This is a genomic window from Cobetia sp. UIB-001 (assembly GCF_044789135.1).
Lineage (GTDB): Bacteria > Pseudomonadota > Gammaproteobacteria > Pseudomonadales > Halomonadaceae > Cobetia > Cobetia amphilecti.
Map to the genome: position 1 here is coordinate 4,049,548 of NZ_CP058244.1, position 18,341 is coordinate 4,067,888.

An 18,341-nucleotide genomic window follows, 5' to 3' on the forward strand; every position below is an offset into this window, starting at 1 on the left:
TACAAGGTTCACGCGACGCACTGTCCTTTCCGGCGCACTGTTTCAGGCGCACAGTCCTGAAGGAGACCCAGGCAGCAGCATGCCCTGGCTCTCGGGATGCACTGAGCGTCCGGCGCAGCACGCCGTGATTCATTGCCCCACTCTTGACGCCCGCAGGCGAGGAGCTACTGCATGCCTTCCCGTTTTGACCTGGCCAACGCCATCCGTGCACTTTCCATGGACGCCGTTCAGAAGGCCAAGTCTGGCCACCCCGGCGCCCCCATGGGCATGGCCGACATCGCTGAAGTGCTCTGGAACGACCACCTCAAGCACAACCCGGCCAACCCGAACTGGGCCGATCGTGACCGCTTCGTGCTGTCCAACGGCCATGGCTCCATGCTGCTCTACTCCCTGTTGCACCTCTCGGGTTATCAGCTGAGCCTTGAAGACCTGCAGAACTTCCGCCAGCTGCACGCCAAGACCGCCGGTCACCCGGAATACGGCTACGCGCCGGGCATCGAGACCACCACCGGCCCGCTGGGTCAGGGTCTGGCCAATGCCGTCGGCATGGCGATCGCCGAGAAGACACTGGCGGCGCAGTTCAACCGCCCGGGTCACACCGTCGTCGACCACACCACCTGGTGCTTCCTGGGTGACGGTTGCATGATGGAAGGCATCTCCCACGAGGTCGGCTCGCTGGCCGGCACCCTGGGTCTGGGCAAGCTGATCGCCCTGTATGACGACAACGGCATCTCCATCGATGGCGAAGTCGAAGGCTGGTTCACCGATGACACCGCCAAGCGTTTCGAGTCCTACGGCTGGCACGTCGTCTCCAACGTCGACGGCCACAAGCCGGAAGAGATCAACGCCGCCATCGCGCTGGCCAAGAGCCACGACGACAAGCCGAGCCTGATCATCTGCAAGACCGTGATCGGCTTCGGCTCCCCGAACAAGGAAGGCACCGAGTCCTGCCACGGCGCACCGCTGGGTGACGACGAAGTCGCTGCCACCCGCGAGAAGCTGGGCTGGACCCACGCGCCCTTCCACGTTCCGGAAGACATCTATCAGGGCTGGGACGCCAGCGAGCGCGGCGCCAAGCTCGAGAGCGACTGGGATGCACGCTTCGCCCGTTACGCCGAAGCACACCCGGAACTGGCCGCCGAGTTCACCCGTCGCCTGGAAGGCAAGCTGCCGCACGCCCTGACCAGCGAGAAGATGATCGAGGATGCCCAGGCCGCCGGCGACAGCCCGGCCTCGCGCAAGGCGTCCTTCGAGTGCCTGAACCAGCTCGGCCCGCAGCTGCCGGAACTGCTCGGCGGCAGTGCCGACCTGGCCCCGTCCAACCTGACCTTCTGGAAGGGCGCCCAGGCGATCACCCGCGAAGACTTCAGCGGCAACTACCTGCACTACGGTGTGCGTGAGTTCGGCATGGGCGCGATCATGAACGGCGCCGGTCTGCACGGCGGCTTCATCCCGTACGGCGCGACCTTCCTGATCTTCATGGAATACATGCGCAACGCCGTTCGCATGGCCGCCCTGATGGGTCAGCAGGCCGTCTACGTCTTCACCCACGACTCCATCGGTCTGGGCGAAGATGGCCCGACGCACCAGCCGATCGAACAGCTGACCAGCCTGCGCACCACGCCGAACCTGTCCACCTGGCGTCCGGCGGATGCCGTGGAAACCGCGGCGGCGTGGGATGCGGCCATCAAGCGTCACTCCGGCCCGACCGCGCTGATCCTGTCGCGTCAGAACCTGCCGCACCAGAACCGCGACAAGGCCCAGCTGGCCAACATCAGCCGTGGCGGTTACGTGCTGAAGGACGCCGCCAACGGCCAGCCGGAAGTGATCCTGATCGCCACCGGCTCCGAAGTCGGCCTGGCGATGGATGCCGCCGCCGAGCTGGAAGCCGCCGGTCGCGCCGTGCGTGTCGTGTCCATGCCGGCCACCGACCTGTTCGATGCGCAGGACGCGGAATACCGCGAATCCGTGCTGCCGTCTTCCGTCACCGCGCGCGTGGCGATCGAAGCCGGTCATCGTGACTACTGGTTCAAGTATGTCGGCCTGAACGGCGACATCATCGGCATGGAGACCTTCGGGGAATCCGCGCCGGCTGGCGACCTGTTCAAGCACTTCGGCTTCACGGTCGAGAACGTGGTCGAACGCGCCAACAAGCTGCTGGGCTGATCACCGCCTGACCCACCCCGTCGATGACGGAGTGGGATGCAGATCGACGCCGCCGCCTCCCGCTGGGAGCGGCGGCGTTTTCGTCTGTGCGACACTCGAGGAGCCCTCAAGCGTCACCGGCTGTCGCCTGTAGTCGACGTGGCTCACACGAGTCGCAACTTGATGACACGATTCATCCTGCATGAGCGGTCATTCTCCGACGATCATGCCCACGACAGACAGCGCAGACGGCGACTACACAACCCCTCCAGTTGGGTAGTGTGACTACGTGTCCTTAGACGAAAAAAACCAGAAATCAGGCGCTTGCGCGCCTTTCGCTCCCTCCGCCCAGCAAAGCGATGCGCTACCATGGACCCCCTGAAAAACACTCGGAACTCAACATCCTTGAACCACCAACCGCCTCTGCCCACCGCCGACGCTCCCCAGGGAGACAAGGCGTCCCGACGCCAGGGAAACGCTCCCTTGCGAGTGGCCATCAATGGCTACGGACGCATCGGTCAGTGTGTGCTGAGAGCGCTGGTAGAACGTGAAGCACGCGGTGAGGCACTGCCGCTGGAAGTGGTCGCGATCAACGAGCTGTCAGATCTGGACACCATCACCTATCTGACCCGCTACGACACCACCCACGGCCGCTTCCCCGGCACGGTGGAACAGCGCGACGGCCAGCTGGTCGTCAACGGCCATGCGATCAACATCCTGTCCGAGGCCAATCCAGATTGCCTGCCCTGGCGGGCATTGGGGATTGACCTGGTGCTGGAGTGCTCCGGCAGCTTCAAGGACCGCGCCACCGCGGAGCGTCACCTGGCAGCAGGTGCCGGACGCCTGCTGTTCTCACAGCCCGGCGATACCGATGCTGATGTCGACGCCACCATCGTGTGCGGGATCAATCAGTCGGTACTGGCCGAGGCGGGGCAGGAAGGCAGCGGCATGCGCATCGTCTCGGCGGCGTCGTGCACCACCAATTGCCTGATTCCGATTCTGACGGTGCTGGAAGAGGCCTTCGGGCTGGAGCGCGGCGTCACCACCACGGTGCACTCGGCGATGAACGACCAGCCGGTGATCGACGCCTACCACCAGACGGACCTGCGCCTGACGCGCTCAGCGATGAGTTCGATCGTGCCGGTGGACACCGGCCTGGCCAAGGGCATCAACCGCCTGATGCCGCACCTGGAAGGACGCTTCGAATGTCTGCACCTGCGCGTGCCGACCATCAACGTGTCCTGCATGGACATGTCCATCGAGGTGAAGCGGGACGTGAGCGCCGATGAGGTCAATGACCTGCTGCGCGAGGCCTGCGCACAACGCCTGCAGGGCCTGATGGGATTGAGCGAGGAGCCGACGGCTTCCATCGACTTCAACCACGATCCGCGCTCGGGTATCGTGGATGCGACCCAGACCCGTGTTGCCGGCGGCCGGCTGATCAAGATGCTGTGCTGGTTCGACAACGAATGGGGCTTTGCCAATCGCATGCTGGACGTCGCCACCCATTGGCACGCCTGCGAGATGACAACGCCTCTGGCGAGGGAAGCTCTCTCCACCGATTCACGACCAAGGAACCCGTCATGAACGTGCAAACGATGACCGCCCTCGACCTGTCCGGAAAGCGTGTGCTGATCCGCGAAGATCTCAACGTGCCGATCCGCGACGGTCAGGTGACCAGCGACGCGCGCATCCGTGCCAGCCTGCCGACCATCAAGGCGGCACGTGACGCCGGCGCACGCGTGATGCTGATGAGTCATCTGGGCCGCCCCACCGAGGGTGAGCCGGAAGACCAGTTCTCGCTGGCACCGGTCGCGGCACATCTGGGCGAGCTGCTGGGCAGCCCGGTGCGCCTGATCAACGACTACCTCGACACGGCACCGGATGTCGCCGAAGGCGAGGTCGTGCTGCTGGAGAACGTGCGCTTCAACAAGGGCGAGAAGAAGGACGAGGAATCCCTGTCCCGCGCCTACGCCGCGCTGTGCGATGTCTACGTGATGGATGCCTTCGGCACCGCGCACCGTGCCCAGGCCTCGACCCATGGCGTGGCACGCTTCGCACCGGACGCCTGCGCCGGCCCGCTGCTGGCCGCCGAGCTGGAAGCCCTCGAGAAGGCACTCGCCGCACCGCGTGCGCCGATGGTCGCCATCGTCGGCGGCTCCAAGGTCTCCACCAAGCTCGACGTACTCAAGGCGCTGTCCGACAAGTGCCATCAGCTGATCGTCGGTGGCGGCATCGCCAACACCTTCATCGCGGCGGCCGGTTACAACGTCGGCAAGTCCCTCTACGAGGCTGACCTGCTCGATACCGCTCGCGCGCTGATGGACAAGGTCGAGATTCCGCTGCCGACCGACGTCGTCGTCGCCACCGAGTTCTCCGACAAGGCCGAAGCCGTCGTGCGCGCCGTCGCCGACGTCCAGGACGACGAGATGATCCTGGATATCGGTCCGGAGACCGCCTCGCGCTTCGGTGCGCTGCTCAAGGACGCCGGCACCATTCTGTGGAACGGCCCGGTCGGCGTGTTCGAGATCGAACAGTTCGCCAACGGCACCGAGCAGCTGGCGATGGCCATCGCCGAGAGCGACGCCTTCTCCATCGCCGGCGGTGGCGACACCCTGGCGGCCATCGACAAGTACGACGTCGAGTCGCGCGTCTCCTACATTTCTACCGGTGGCGGCGCCTTCCTCGAATACGTGGAAGGCAAGGTACTGCCGGCCGTTGCGGCATTGGAAGCCGCAGCAAGCTGAACCCGCCTGTGTCCTCATTGGCGCAGGCTTAGAGTCACGGCCACAAGGTCGCTCCCCGTCAGCTGACGGGGGGCACCCGACGCTTCTCCACTCGATTCCTCAAAAAGACAGGTGATGTCATGGCATTGATCAGCATGCGCCAGATGTTGGACCACGCAGCCGAGTACGGATACGGCATCCCGGCGTTCAACGTCAACAACCTCGAGCAGATGCGCGCCATCATGGAAGCCGCCGATCACACCGATTCTCCGGTGATCGTCCAGGCCTCCGCCGGCGCACGCAAATACGCGGGCGCGCCGTTCCTTCGCCACCTCATCCTGGCTGCGGTGGAAGAATTCCCGCATATCCCGGTGGTCATGCACCAGGATCACGGCACCTCGCCGGCAGTCTGCCAGCGCTCCATCCAGCTGGGCTTCAGCTCGGTGATGATGGACGGGTCGCTGGGCGAAGACGGCAAGACCCCGACCAGCTACGAATACAATGTCGATGTGACCCGTCGCACCGTCGAGATGGCCCACGCCTGTGGCGTGTCCGTCGAAGGCGAACTGGGTTGCCTCGGCTCGTTGGAAACCGGCATGGCCGGTGAAGAAGACGGCATCGGTGCCGAAGGCAAGCTGGACCACGACCAGATGCTGACCGACCCGGAAGAAGCCGCCGACTTCGTCAAGAAGACCCACGTCGATGCCCTGGCCATCGCCATCGGCACCTCCCACGGCGCCTACAAGTTCACCAAGCCGCCGACGGGTGACACCCTGTCCATCCAGCGCATCAAGGAAATCCACGCCCGCATCCCCGAGACTCACCTGGTGATGCACGGCTCTTCCTCCGTGCCGCAGGACTGGCTGGAAATCATCAACGAATACGGCGGCAAGATTCCGGAAACCTACGGCGTGCCGGTCGACGAGATCGTCGAAGGCATCAAGCACGGCGTGCGCAAGATCAACGTCGACACCGATCTGCGCCTGGCCTCTACCGGTTCCATCCGTCGCTTCATGGCGCAGAACCCGTCTGAATTCGACCCGCGCAAGTATCTGAAGGAATCCGTGAAGGCGATGCGCGACATCTGCATCGCCCGCTACGAAGCCTTCGGTGCCGCCGGTCATGGCAGCAAGATCGACCCGATCAACCTCGAAGCGATGTTCGAGCGTTACAACCGTGGCGAGCTGGACCCGAAGATCAACTGATCGGGCGGCACCCGCCAAGGTCTCCCTGCCAGCCTGCCCGCACGCAAGCAGGCCGGGAAAGAAGAGAAAGGCGACCCTTCGGGGTCGCCTTTTTTATGCGCCTCAGGGTGCCAGCCTCTCGCGCACGCAGGTATCCTTTCGAGATTCCGTTTGGCATTGATCATTCATCACCGTATCGCAGGAGACATCATGGCCTCGCTCAAGGATCAACTGTCCGGGCTTGTCTATTCCACCGAACATGGCGCAACCTGCCCTGAGTGTCGGCGTGCCGAAGCCGAGTGCGAATGTGCCGACCTCGCCGAGCGTGAACGCCTGGCAAGCCTCGATGGCGTGGTGCGTATCCGTCGCGAGACCAGCGGTCGCAAGGGCAAGGGCGTGACTACCGTGAGCGGGATTCCGCTCGCCGAGAAGGAACTCAAGGCGCTGGCCAAGACTCTCAAGCAGCGGTGCGGCACTGGCGGCAGCCTCAAGGATGGCATCGTGGAGATCCAGGGCGATCACCGCGAGACGCTCAAGGCTGAACTCACTCGGATGGGCTATACCGTCAAGCTGGCCGGTGGCTGACCGCCTGCTGCGCGCACCTTTGCCTTCCATCTCGCTGCACAAGGGATTTCCATGCTGAACTTCATCACGCCACGCCGGCCTTCGGCTCGCACGCTCTCGCTCTCTGGCCTGCTGCTGGCCACGCTCGGGCTGGGTGGCTGCATGACCGGCCCGGACTTCACGCAGCTGGAGGCGCGCGTGGTGCCACAGCAGGCCTTCACGGCACCGCCGGATGCGATGCTGGAAGTGCGCCTGGTGGATGTCTCCCGCGCCGACGCCAAGGCCGGGCTGATTGCCAGTACCCGCTATGGCGGCCTGCGTGAAGGGCCTTTCCCGGTCAGCCTGCAGTACGACCGCAATGCCATCGAAGAAGGCCATCGCTACGCGCTGCAAGCCGATGTGCGCAGCGAGGGTCGCCTGTATTGGATCAATGACAGCGCGGTGCCGGTGCTGGGTGACACCAGCACCTCACAGGGCGAGGTCGAGATCCCGCTCACGCCGCTGCCGCGTGCGCTGGGCCACTGATGGCGCGTGCGCCCGGCCCGATCAGTACGTTCGACTTGACCAGTACGCTCGACTTGACCAGTACGCTCGACTTGACCAGTAGGCCCGTCTCTCACCGATAGGACACCCCAATGGATTGGCTGGAATACCTGTTACCTGTCTTCTTCCTTACCCCTCTGGGTGCCATTGCACTGGTGGTGCTGGGCATGCGCGGCCTGCATGAGCGGCGCATCCAGTCGCCGCTGACCCGCCGCCAGCTGCGTGAACCGGGCCAGAGCCTGCGCGATCGTCTCGATGAGGCCTTCCAGGCGCTGTTTCTCGACGGGGCGCTCGGGCCGCTCATCACCTTGAGTCCGCTGGTCTACGGCATGGGGCGCATGGTGTTCGGCGAAGAGCAGAACTGGCTTGAGTGGGCCGCCTACGGTCTGGCCTGTGCGCTGCTGGTGCTGGTGTTCGCGCTGCGCCTGACGCGTCACTTCCAGCGTATCCGCAAGCTCAAGCTGGGGCTGGCCTGCGAGCTGTCCATCGGTCAGGAACTCGACCAGCTGATCCGCCCGGAACAGCTGACCAGCATGGTCTATCACGACGTGCCGGCCGATGGCTTCCATATCGATCATCTGGTGGTCACCCCCGCCGGCGCCTACGCCATTCGCACCAAGGCGCGCTCGCGGCCGCTGGATGCGCTGGGCGCACTCAAGGATGAGGTCAAACTCAAGGATGGTCGCCTGTACTTCCCGGGCTATCGCGAGCGCAAACCACTGCGCGAGACACGTACCGCACGCGACTGGACGGCCGCCTGGCTGAAGCGTGAATGTGGCGTCGACGTGCCGGTGCAGGGGCTGCTGGCACTGCCGGGCTGGCAGATCGTGCGCGAGGGAACCCAGCGCGAGAATGACCCCGAGGTCGTCAATGGCGAGGGCCTGGCCGAGTGGCTGAGCACCCATTGCATGGCCCCCGAAGAGGGTTGCCCGACCCTGGATGACGCCCTCAAGCAGCGCATCAACGAGGCGATTCTCGACCGCGTTCAGGCCGAGCGCCTCGCCACCAGTTGATCCTTTGCCATGCTCCGGCCCCTCGGAGCATGGCAGCGCCGGACAAAGGCTTGCCAAGGCGCCCCGCCCGGCGTTAAATACGCGCCGGTCCAGCCTTGGCAACCTTATCGCGCTATCGCAATGATGGCGCTCTTGGCGACATATCCCGCATGAAACTCATCACCTTCGACGCTTTTCGTACCCTCGGCATTCCCGGTGTTCGTTATATCAAGCCGGAGCGCATGCTGGATCACCTCGACGAGATCCGCGCCGCCGACATCCTGCTGTTTCCCGAATACTGGCAGATCACCACCCTGGTCTACGGCCTCGGCAAACGCATCTTCCCCAGCCTGCCCAGCTACGCGATCGGCCACGACAAGGTCGAGCAGACGCGCGTCTTTCAGGCCATCTGCCCGGACAACGTGCCACCGACCGAGATTCGCGGCGCCAGCCGTCAGGCAATCGACGATATCGAGGCGCGCTTCGGCTATCCGCTGATCGTCAAGGAAGTCAAAAGCTCGATGGGTGTCGGCGTGAAGCTGATCCAGTCGCGAGGCGAACTGGAAGCGCATGCGGCGGAGCATCCGGTGCTGTATGCCCAGCCGCGCCTGGAGATCGACCGCGACCTGCGCATCGTGGTGGTGGGTGGCGAAGTCATCACCGCCTACTGGCGCGTCACGCCGCTGGGCGGCTATCGCTCCAATGTCAGTCAGGGCGGCGAGACGGCCTACGACAATATCCCGGTCCCCGCCATCGCCCTGGCCCTGCACCTGGCCGAGGCATTGAGTGTCGATCATGCCGGCTTCGATATCGCGATGGTCGACGGCCATCCGCTCGTGTTCGAGTTCAACCGCCTGTTCGGCAATCAGGGCATCCCGGACAGCTCGCGGCGCATCGGTGCCGCCATCCTCCGCCATCTGGCGCTCGACAGCAGCGACAACGACCCGACGCCGCCGCTACTGACGCCGCGCCGGGTGCGCCGCGCGACACTCAAGGAGACCGGCTGACATCTTGCGGGTGCGTCATCACTCTGCGCCCTTGCCTGCCCTGAACGACAAGACGCCGCCCAATGGGCGGCGTCTTGTCGTCTGACACTGGCCGTTCAACCGGCCAGGCGGCTCATCTCCTCACAGGCGTGAGGGACGGCTGTGCGGGTCGCCTTCGATATGATCCTTGGGCGGGTCCTGCCGCGGCTTGCCTGCTGCCGGCACGTCCTCGTCGGGTATTTCCCAAGTGCCTTCTTCGGTCCAGGGGTCGTCTGCAGGGAACTCCTCGATGTTGATTTCCTTGACCGTGTAATCCGGCTGGTAGCGCAGGTCATAGTGCGCGGCACGCACGATGGAGATGCACAGCATCAAGGCCACCGCCAATAGCGGCACACCCCCGATGATGGAGGCCGTCTGCAGGGTCTCCAGCCCGCCGATGAACATCAGCACGATGGGCATGAACGACAGGGCGAAGGCCCAGAACAGGCGGTTCCAGCGCATCGGCTCTTCATCGACTTCCTTCTGGACCACAGCGGCCAGAATGTAGGAGATGGAGTCGAAGGTGGTCGCGGTGAAGATCAGCGCCAGCAGCGTGAAGGCGAAGATCACCACGTAGTCCAGCGGCAGCGTGTGCAGCATCGCGAAGATGGCCGCGGTCGGGCTCTGGTCATTGAGGATGGTGACCACGTCCAGCTCACCGGACAGCTGCAGGTAGAGGCCGTAGTTGCCCATCACCATGAAGAACAGGAAGCAGCCCATGGTGCCGAAGAACATCGAACCGGCGACCATGGCGCGGATGGTTCGGCCCCGCGAGATACGCGCGATGAACAGCCCCACGCTGGGCGCGAACACCAGCCACCAGGCCCAGTAGAAGATGGTCCAGTCCTGCGGGAAGTGCGTGTCCTCGAAGCCCTTGAACTCGGCGAACGGTTCAAGCCAGGTGGCCATGTGGATCAGATTGCTCATCACGCGGCCCAGCGCATCCAGCCCGGTATTGGCCATGAACAGGGTCGGCCCCGCGATGAAGATGAACAGCAACAGGCCGACCGCCAGCCAGAAGTTGATGTCTGACAGCAGCTTGATGCCCTTCTTGAGGCCCACGTAGGCGCTGTAGCCGAACAGGGCGGTACACACCAGCAGCACCACGATCTGCGTAGTCAGCGACTTGGGCACCCCGAACAGCTCGTGCACCCCCTCGTTGATCATCGGTGCCGCCAGACCCAGGGTGGTCGCACCGCCGCCCAGCATGCCGAAGATGAAGCTGATATCGATCAGCTTGCCCAGCCAGCCATGCGCCAGCTTTTCGCCCAGCACCGGCATCAGCGCCTCGGAAATCTTCAGCACGCTGTGGTGACGCACGTAGTAGAAGTAGGCGATCGGCACGGCGGGAATCAGGTAGATCGCCCATGCCAGCGGGCCCCAGTGGAAGATGCCGTAGGCCGCGGCCCATTCCGCTGCCTCCGGTGTCTGGCCTTCCACATGAAACGGAGGCGACTGATAGTAGTAGACCCACTCGATCATCGACCAGTACAGGATGGAGGCCCCGATACCGGCACAGAACAGCATCGCCGCCCATGAGACGATGGAGAATTCGGGCTTCTCCTCGGCATCACCGAGCTTTATCTGACCGATATCGCTGAAGATGATGTAGATCATGAAGCCGCCGGCCCCCACGCCGAGCAGCAGATAGAGCACACCGAGCTTGCTGGTGACGAAGTTCTTGGCCGCCGATACCCACATCGCGCCCTGCTCGGGGAAGATGACCAGGGGCAGCGTCACTGCCAACAGCAGGAAGATCGAGCCGAAGAAGGTCGGCTTGTCGATCATGTCGAAGGGCTTTTCCGGCCGATCCCCCGCCGTCTTGGCGGATACCTTTCGGGTTTCCTTGCTCATATATAAGCCTCATTTATCGTTATTGCCATGCATGATAACAGCTTATCATGAGTGATTGCGATACACGCATCCCCACTGCGTACAATCCTAGTACAACGATCCAAGCGCCTACGTAAAGTTAATTTAACGCAAGCAAGTCATTTATTAGCGCTTGGCAGGCCGTGACGTTCAGGCCAAGAGAAGAGCAGGAAGCACGACGACAGGGCTGGCAGCGACAGGCAAATCAGCAGGGAAGACACAGCCAGAACAGGCAGCGCAGAGGTGGATAGCAGCAGGATGGAAGGCGCAGAGAAGGCAGCAGGTGTCAGGCCGGAGAGCAGGCATCCACCAGGGAACGGCACGGCGCCGCTGCCGCTCCCTGGCTGGAAATGATGAGGCTGAAAGTAATGAAGCCTGCAGTAATCAGGCTTGAGATGATCGGACTGATGGCGCCTCGGGCTCAGTCGCCGCGCAGGCGCCCGCCCATCTCCTGGGCGAGATCCACCGCGAAGTGGTCCGTCATGCCGCCGATGAAGTCGAGCATGCGCCGATAGCTGCGGTAGAGATCCCAGTCCTTGGTCGGCGTGTTCTCGCCGATCAATGCCAGCACACGTTGATGCTTGAAGCTGGAGCGCCCCTTGGTATGCAGCTCATGCGCAGCGCCGATGAAGGCCTCGAGCAGGATACCCAGCGTGGTGTAGGCGCCGATCTCCAGCTTGGCCTTGCGCTCGTTGCGGAAGATCTTCTGACGCGCCAGATTCTTGGCTTCCCGCACGCCCCAGCCGAGGTCGGGGTGGCACAGGTCGAGCAGGTCTTCACTGAGCGTGCCGGCCAGCAGTTCCGTCTCGCGCTGCACGAAAGCCTCGGCGACATCATTGACGGCACGCTCCATCGCCGCGCCTCTCAGCGCCGCCACCTTGCGCCGCTGGGAGGTGCCGCGGGCGACCATCTCCTGGTATTCGCGCGGCTCGCCACCGCTGATGCCGGTGAGAATCTCGAACACTTCCTCGAACTGCAGAATGCCCATCTCGAGGCCATCTTCCAGGTCCAGCAACGCATAGCAGATGTCATCGGCGGCCTCGACCAGCCACGCCAGCGGGTGACGGCACCAGCGGCCATCGGCCCGTGCCAGCAGCCCGCAACGCTCGGCGACCTGATCCAGCAGCACGCGCTCGCTCTGATAGCAGCCGAACTTGCCGCCCGCCGTGGCGTGCTCCACCGTCCACGGGTACTTGAGCAGCGTGCCCAGCGTCGCCGCCGTCAGGCGCATGCCGCCATGGAACTGGTTGTACTCGATCTGGGTGACGATGCGAAAGCCCTGGGCATTGCCTTCGTAGGTGAGCAGGTCCTCGCGCTCGGCATCGCTCAGCCCGGCCAGCCGACCGTGATCACTGGCGGCCTCGGCGGCGAACCAGTCACGAATGGCGTACTCCCCGGCATGCCCGAAGGGCGGGTTGCCGATGTCATGCCCCAGGCAGCCGGTCTGGACGATGACGCCGAGATCCGATGGCGTGATCCAGTCGGGCAACTGCTCCTTGAGCTTCTCGCCGACCATCATGCCCAGCGAGCGACCGACGCAGCCGACCTCCAGCGAGTGGGTCAGCCGCGTGTGGATATGGTCGTTGTCGGTCAGCGGGTGCACCTGGGTCTTGCGCCCCAGGCGACGGAAGGAGCCCGCGAACACGATGCGGTCGTGGTCCTTGTGGAAGGGAGTCCGCCCCATCTCACGCGATACGGTGCCCGGTGCGTCATGCAGGCGACTCGGTTCCAGCAGTCGCTCCCAGCTCATCGATGACATCAGGCAACTCCTTGGCAGGCGCCGAGTACTGGCGCCGGCGAGCAGATAACAGGTGAATGACGCGCATAAAAAAAGAGAACAGGGATTGTGGCACCCTGTTCTCCTTGTCTCCAGCCCGCTCAGGCCTTCCTCAGCTCGCCAAGGCTATCCCCAAACCTGCTCAGGCTGTCCTCAGTCCTCGGCCAGCGCCGGCAGCAGCACCTTGAGCTTGCGGGTCAGGGTGTTGCGGCCCCAGCCCAGCAGCTCGGCGGCTTCGCCCTTGCGGCCACCGGTATGCTTGAGAGCCGTCTCGATCAGGATGCGCTCGAAGTCGGGCACCGCCTCTTCCAGCAGATGGGTGTGGCCGGCGGCGAGTGCGCGGTCCGCCCACTCGCGGAAGGCACCACGCCAATCGCCGGAGGCCGCCTCGGTGCCGCTGGCATCGCGCAGCTCCGGCGGCAGGTCCTCGATCATCACTTCACGCCCCGAGGCCATCACCGTCAGCCAGCGACAGGTGTTCTCGAGCTGGCGCACGTTGCCCGGCCAGTCGAAGCGCGTCAGGTGCTTCTCCGCGGCCTCCGTCAGCACCTTGGGCTCGGTCGACAGCTCACGCGCGGCCTCGCCCAGGAAGTGGCTCATCAGGCGCGGAATGTCTTCGCGGCGCTCCGACAGGCGCGGCAGATGCACGCGAATCACGTTGAGGCGGTGGAAGAGATCCTCACGGAAGCGCCCATCCTCGACCAGCTTTTCCAGGTGCTGGTGCGTCGCGGCGATGATGCGCACGTCGACCTTGACCGGCGTGATGCCACCGACACGATAGAACTCGCCATCGGCCAGCACGCGCAGCAGGCGGGTCTGGGTCTCGGCGGGCATGTCACCGATCTCATCGAGGAACAGCGTGCCGCCATCGGCCTGCTCGAAGCGCCCGCGGCGCAGCGCCGTGGCGCCGGTGAAGGCGCCCTTCTCGTGGCCGAACAGCTCCGATTCCATCAAGTCCTTGGGAATCGCGGCCATGTTGAGCGCGATGAACGGCTTGGCGGCGCGCGGCGAGTGCTGATGCAGCGCCTGGGCCACGCGCTCCTTGCCGGTGCCGGACTCGCCGTTGATCAAGACGGTGATATGCGACTGTGACAGGCGGCCGATGGCGCGAAAGACTTCCTGCATCGCCGGCGCTTCGCCGATGATTTCCTTGGTCAGCCCTTCCGGCACGGCGGCGGGCGCCTTGGATTCACGGGCATGAGCCACGGCGCGCCGTACCAGCGCCAGCGCTTCATCGACATCGAACGGCTTGGGCAGGTATTCGAAGGCGCCGCCCTGATAGGAGGCCACGGCGCTGTCGAGGTCGGAATGCGCCGTCATCACGATGACGGGCAGGTCCGGGTACTTCTCGCGCACGCGCGCCATCAGGTCCAAACCATCGGTTCCGGGCATGCGGATATCGGTGATCAGGACATCCGGGCACTGACGCATGATGCTGGCTTCGGCCTGATCGGCACGCTCGAAGGTTTCCACCTCGAGGTCGGGTTGTGCCAGAGCGCGCTCCAGCACCCAGCGAATGGCACGGTCGTCATCGACGATACAGACGCGGGCAGTCTCGCTCATGTGTGATCTCCAGAAGTGCCGGCTAGCGGAATGAGTAAACGGAATTCGGTATGGCCGGGGCGCGAGTCACACTCGATCAGCCCCTGATGCTGGTGCAGGATGCCCTGGGCGATCGACAGCCCGAGCCCTGAGCCTTCGGCGCGCCCCGAGACCATCGGGTAGAACAGCGTCTCGCGCAGGCTCTCCGGTATGCCGGGGCCGTTGTCGATGATCGCCAGCTCGCAGACCAGCCGGTGGCGCTCATGGCCCAGCGTGAACTGCCGGCGAGCGCGGGTCCGCAGCGTGATCTCGTAGGGAGCGGCGTCAGGCTGCGGTGAATCGGGCTGTGGCTGCTCATTGAGGGCCTGGGTGGCATTGCGCGCGATGTTGAGCACCGCCTGGATCAACTGACCTTCGTCGCCGATCACCTCCGGCAGGCTCGGGTCGTAGTCGGCGCTCAAGGTGATGGCGCTGCCTTCCGCCTGCAGCAAGGCCCGCACCCGCTCGGTCACCGCATGCACATTGACCGGCGCCTGCAGCGGTGGCCGGTTCGGCCCGAGCATGCGATCGACCAGATCACGCAGGCGGTCCACCTCCTCGATGATGATGCGCGTGAACTCCACCATCTGCGGTTCGGGCAGGTCACGTTCGAGCAGCTGGGCGGCGCCACGAATGCCGCCGAGTGGATTCTTGACCTCATGCGCCAGACCACGCGTCAGCACCTTGACCGCCTCCTGGCGGGCGATCAGCGCTTCTTCGCGCGAGATCTGCATCAGGCGGTCACGCGGTTCTATCTCGACCAGCAGTTCATTGGCGCTGATGGGCGTCGCGGTGAAATCCACCGTCAGCGCTTCATTGGCCGCGTTGATGATCTCGGCCTCACGCTGGGTGTAGGGGTGCTGTTCCTCCAGCGCCTTGCGCAGCACATTGATCAGGGTGTCATCCAGCCCGGTCATGTTGTCGGGCGTACTGCCCTTCACACGCACCAGACTCACCGCCAGCAGCGTCTCCGCGGCGGGATTCATCCAGACCATCTGCAGCTGTGAGTCCAGCACCACCACGGCAGTGTTCAGGTGTTCGAGCAGTCGTTGATGCATGGGTTTGTTCGCCATCTGCAGTACGTCTCCCTGTTCTGCAATAACCGCGCCAGTCTGGTGCAGGCACCGAGAACACGGCGTCCGATGCTGTGCAACCATTTCTGGCCCCTCATATTGGCACCAAAATGGTGCAGGCGAAAAATCGCGCTCGAATCCGCGTTGCTTCACTTCACCGCCAGGCGGCCCGAAATCGACTGGCCCGGACACGAAAAAGCCGCCCGAAGGCGGCCTGTCAGCGAAGGAGAAACGCACGAAGCAAAAGGCCGCCCAGACGCTGCTAGCCACCGCCAGCATTGGCAGGATTGTTGGGGTTGCGAGGCAGATTGACGCTGGCGCGCTGCACATAGACCACCTTCGGCTCACTGGTCTGGCGCACGCGGCCGGTGGAATCCAGTAGCTCCGCCTGGATGACATGCTTGCCACGCTCCAGCGCCGGCACCATGAAGACGGTGCTGTGCATGGCGGATTGAGACGGCGCACCGTCCACGGTCACGCGCACCTTGTCTTCCGGGCGCAGCTTGGGCTCGATCCCCAGGCGCACCGCCAGATTGCCCGCCTGCCCGGTCTGCAGCGTCTCCTCGTTGGACGGGCTCTGGATGGTGAAGGTGGTATAGCCACGGAAGGCCACATCCACCGCAGGCGCCCGGGTGCGGGTGCTCTCGCTGGATGAGGAAGAAGTCACGCGCGACGGCGTGCTGCGCCGCGGCGGCAGGGATTCCGTCGACGGCACCACGCTGAGCGGCGTCAGCTGCACCTTGCTGCCGCCCGCAGGCTGATCACTGAAGACCACGTTGCCGTTGGCATCGACGTGACGATAGACCTGGGCCGCCTGTAGTTCGAACGACAGGCTCGACAGCATCAGCGTCGCTGCCAGCAGCAGGCACTGCAGTGGCTCGGGGCGCGCTGCTGGCAGGGCACGCGAGTCAGTCGCGGGGTTCGCGACGCGCAGGGAGGATACGAAGGGCCACATCCGAAGATTCCTGAGGAGAGTCATGGGAGGCCAGAAGCCGCAGGCAGCTCCAGCGGGTTGGGTCTATCGACAGGCGATCCTGCTGCCTGAAGACAAGGCTAACAAGTTACAAAGCTTACCGCGTTGATGCCAGCATTTGGGGCCTTCGACAAGACGCCTGTGTGCATTGACTGTCACGCAAGGCTACCACCGCGCCCTGCAGGTCTGTCAGCAGCATGGCGGATCTCAGGGAAAAGGATCAGGGGCAGAGCAAAGGATCAGAGCAAAGAGATAGAACGAAACAGGGCCATAATGAAAAACAGGGCCACACCTGTCGGTATGGCCCTGCTGTCGTCAACCTCCGGGACTTGCCTTCACCGGGAAGGCACTCCGTCAGATGGCGTGGCTAGCGAATGGCTGCCTCAACCTCTGCAGTACTTAGACGCTGTAGTACATGTCGAATTCGAGCGGGTGAGTCGCCATGCGCAGGCGCTGGACGTCTTCGCCCTTCAGCTCGAGGTAGGCATCGATCATGTCGTCGGTGAAGACGCCGCCCTGGGTCAGGAACTCACGATCGCCGTCCAGCGCGGTCAGGGCCTGTTCGAGGCTCTCGGCCACGGTCGGGATGGACTTGGCTTCTTCGGCCGGCAGGTCGTAGAGGTTCTTGTCCATCGCGTCGCCCGGGTGGATCTTGTTCTTGATACCGTCGATACCGGCCATCAGCATCGCGGAGAACGCCAGGTACGGGTTGGCCGTCGGATCCGGGAAACGCGCCTCGACACGCTTGCCTTTCGGGCTGGCGGTGTACGGGATACGGATGGAAGCGGAACGGTTGCGGGCAGAGTAGGCCAGCATGACCGGCGCTTCGAAGCCCGGCACCAGACGCTTGTAGGAGTTGGTGGACGCATTGGTGAAGGCGTTCAGGGCACGAGCGTGCTTGATGATGCCGCCAATGTAGTAGAGGGCCATTTCGGACAGACCCGCGTACTCGTCACCGGCGAACTGGTTGTCGCCATCCTTCCAGAAGGACTGGTGAACGTGCATGCCGGAACCGTTGTCACCGACCAGCGGCTTGGGCATGAAGGTCGCGGACTTGCCGTAGGCGTGAGCCACGTTGTGGATCACGTACTTGAGTTCCTGAACCTCATCGGCCTTCTTGACCAGGGTGTTGAACTTGACGCCGATCTCGTTCTGGCCGGCGTTCGCCACTTCGTGGTGGTGAACTTCGACTTCCTGACCGATGGCTTCCAGGGTGTTGCACATGGCAGCACGGATATCGTGGAAGCTGTCGATCGGCGGGACCGGGAAGTAGCCGCCCTTCAGACGCGGACGGTGACCCAGGTTGCCGCCTTCCGGCGTGGAATCGGTCGCCCAGGCACCTTCTTCGGAAGAGATCTTGAACATGGAACCGTTCATCTCGTTCTTCCAGTGCACTTCGTCGAAGATGAAGAATTCCGGCTCCGGACCGAAGAAGGCGGTGTCGCCCAGACCGGTGGACTTCAGGAATTCCTCGGCACGCTTGGCGACGGAACGCGGATCGCGCTCATAGCCCTGCATGGTGGCCGGCTCGATGACGTCGCAACGCAGCACCAGGGTGGTGTCTTCGGTGAACGGGTCGAGGAAGGCAGTGCCGTCGTCCGGCATCAGGATCATGTCGGATTCGTTGATGCCCTTCCAACCTTCGATGGAGGAACCATCGAACATCTGGCCGTTCTCGAAGAATTCCTCATCCACTGTACGCGCCGGGATGGAGACGTGCTGCTCCTTGCCCTTGGTGTCGGTGAAGCGCAGATCAACCCACTTGACTTCGTGTTCTTCAATCAGGGCAAGTGTCTTCTCAGCCATGGTAATTCTCCGATGGAGCCGGCGGCTCTGGTTACAGTTGGTGTCAGCGTTGTCTGGGGTTATTGCTCTATTTTGTAAGC

The 18,341-nt window shown here is 63.8% G+C and carries 14 protein-coding genes; 8 read left to right on the forward strand and 6 right to left on the reverse strand.

Annotated elements, in window-relative coordinates:
* Positions 1 to 171 precede the first annotated feature (171 nt).
* From tkt to HA399_RS16830, 8 genes are all read left to right on the forward strand, one after another.
* Entirely contained in the window at positions 172 to 2,166 is a 1,995-nt protein-coding gene (tkt, locus tag HA399_RS16795; protein ID WP_043335737.1) for a transketolase, read from the forward strand.
* A 462-nt stretch (positions 2,167 to 2,628) separates the two neighbouring features.
* Positions 2,629 to 3,732 (forward strand): type I glyceraldehyde-3-phosphate dehydrogenase, encoded by a 1,104-nt coding sequence (locus HA399_RS16800; RefSeq protein WP_404325554.1) that lies wholly within the window; start codon positions 2,629 to 2,631, stop codon positions 3,730 to 3,732.
* Positions 3,729 to 4,892 (forward strand): phosphoglycerate kinase, encoded by a 1,164-nt coding sequence (locus HA399_RS16805; protein WP_043335739.1) that lies wholly within the window; start codon positions 3,729 to 3,731, stop codon positions 4,890 to 4,892. Before HA399_RS16800 ends, HA399_RS16805 begins: the two co-directional genes overlap by 4 nt.
* A gap of 119 nt (positions 4,893 to 5,011) precedes the next feature.
* A complete protein-coding gene (gene fba / locus HA399_RS16810; protein ID WP_043335741.1) occupies positions 5,012 to 6,076 on the forward strand; it encodes a class II fructose-bisphosphate aldolase in 1,065 nt (354 codons plus the stop codon).
* A gap of 189 nt (positions 6,077 to 6,265) precedes the next feature.
* Complete coding sequence (locus tag HA399_RS16815; protein WP_043335744.1) at positions 6,266 to 6,640, forward strand: translation initiation factor Sui1; 375 nt, start codon at positions 6,266 to 6,268, stop codon at positions 6,638 to 6,640.
* 51 nt (positions 6,641 to 6,691) lie between these two features.
* Positions 6,692 to 7,144, forward strand: a complete 453-nt coding sequence (locus tag HA399_RS16820; RefSeq protein ID WP_404325557.1) for a YbaY family lipoprotein — start codon at positions 6,692 to 6,694, stop codon at positions 7,142 to 7,144.
* Positions 7,145 to 7,254: 110 nt separating this feature from the next.
* Positions 7,255 to 8,175, forward strand: coding sequence for a nuclease-related domain-containing protein (locus HA399_RS16825; protein WP_043335750.1), 921 nt, complete (start codon positions 7,255 to 7,257; stop codon positions 8,173 to 8,175).
* A 149-nt stretch (positions 8,176 to 8,324) separates the two neighbouring features.
* On the forward strand, positions 8,325 to 9,161 hold the full coding sequence (locus HA399_RS16830) for a RimK family alpha-L-glutamate ligase (RefSeq protein WP_404325558.1): 837 nt from the start codon (positions 8,325 to 8,327) through the stop codon (positions 9,159 to 9,161).
* Between the two features lie 120 nt (positions 9,162 to 9,281).
* On the opposite strand, the gene HA399_RS16835 is transcribed toward HA399_RS16830, so the two are convergent.
* The 6 genes from HA399_RS16835 to glnA all read right to left on the reverse strand — a co-directional run bounded on the left by HA399_RS16835 (position 9,282) and on the right by glnA (position 18,261).
* Positions 9,282 to 11,033: a BCCT family transporter gene (locus tag HA399_RS16835; protein ID WP_404325559.1), complete on the reverse strand. Its 1,752-nt coding sequence runs from the start codon at positions 11,031 to 11,033 to the stop codon at positions 9,282 to 9,284.
* Positions 11,034 to 11,472: 439 nt separating this feature from the next.
* Positions 11,473 to 12,810, reverse strand: a complete 1,338-nt coding sequence (locus HA399_RS16840) for a deoxyguanosinetriphosphate triphosphohydrolase (RefSeq protein WP_043335753.1) — start codon at positions 12,808 to 12,810, stop codon at positions 11,473 to 11,475.
* A gap of 171 nt (positions 12,811 to 12,981) precedes the next feature.
* Positions 12,982 to 14,391, reverse strand: a complete 1,410-nt coding sequence (ntrC, locus tag HA399_RS16845; RefSeq protein ID WP_043335756.1) for a nitrogen regulation protein NR(I) — start codon at positions 14,389 to 14,391, stop codon at positions 12,982 to 12,984.
* A complete protein-coding gene (gene glnL, locus HA399_RS16850) occupies positions 14,388 to 15,482 on the reverse strand; it encodes a nitrogen regulation protein NR(II) (protein WP_264158090.1) in 1,095 nt (364 codons plus the stop codon). The genes ntrC and glnL overlap by 4 nt, the downstream gene beginning before the upstream one ends.
* A 262-nt stretch (positions 15,483 to 15,744) precedes the next feature.
* A complete protein-coding gene (locus tag HA399_RS16855; RefSeq protein ID WP_404325560.1) occupies positions 15,745 to 16,437 on the reverse strand; it encodes a DUF4124 domain-containing protein in 693 nt (230 codons plus the stop codon).
* A gap of 417 nt (positions 16,438 to 16,854) precedes the next feature.
* On the reverse strand, positions 16,855 to 18,261 hold the full coding sequence (glnA, locus tag HA399_RS16860) for a glutamate--ammonia ligase (RefSeq protein ID WP_043335758.1): 1,407 nt from the start codon (positions 18,259 to 18,261) through the stop codon (positions 16,855 to 16,857).
* Between the last annotated feature and the right edge of the window lie 80 nt (positions 18,262 to 18,341).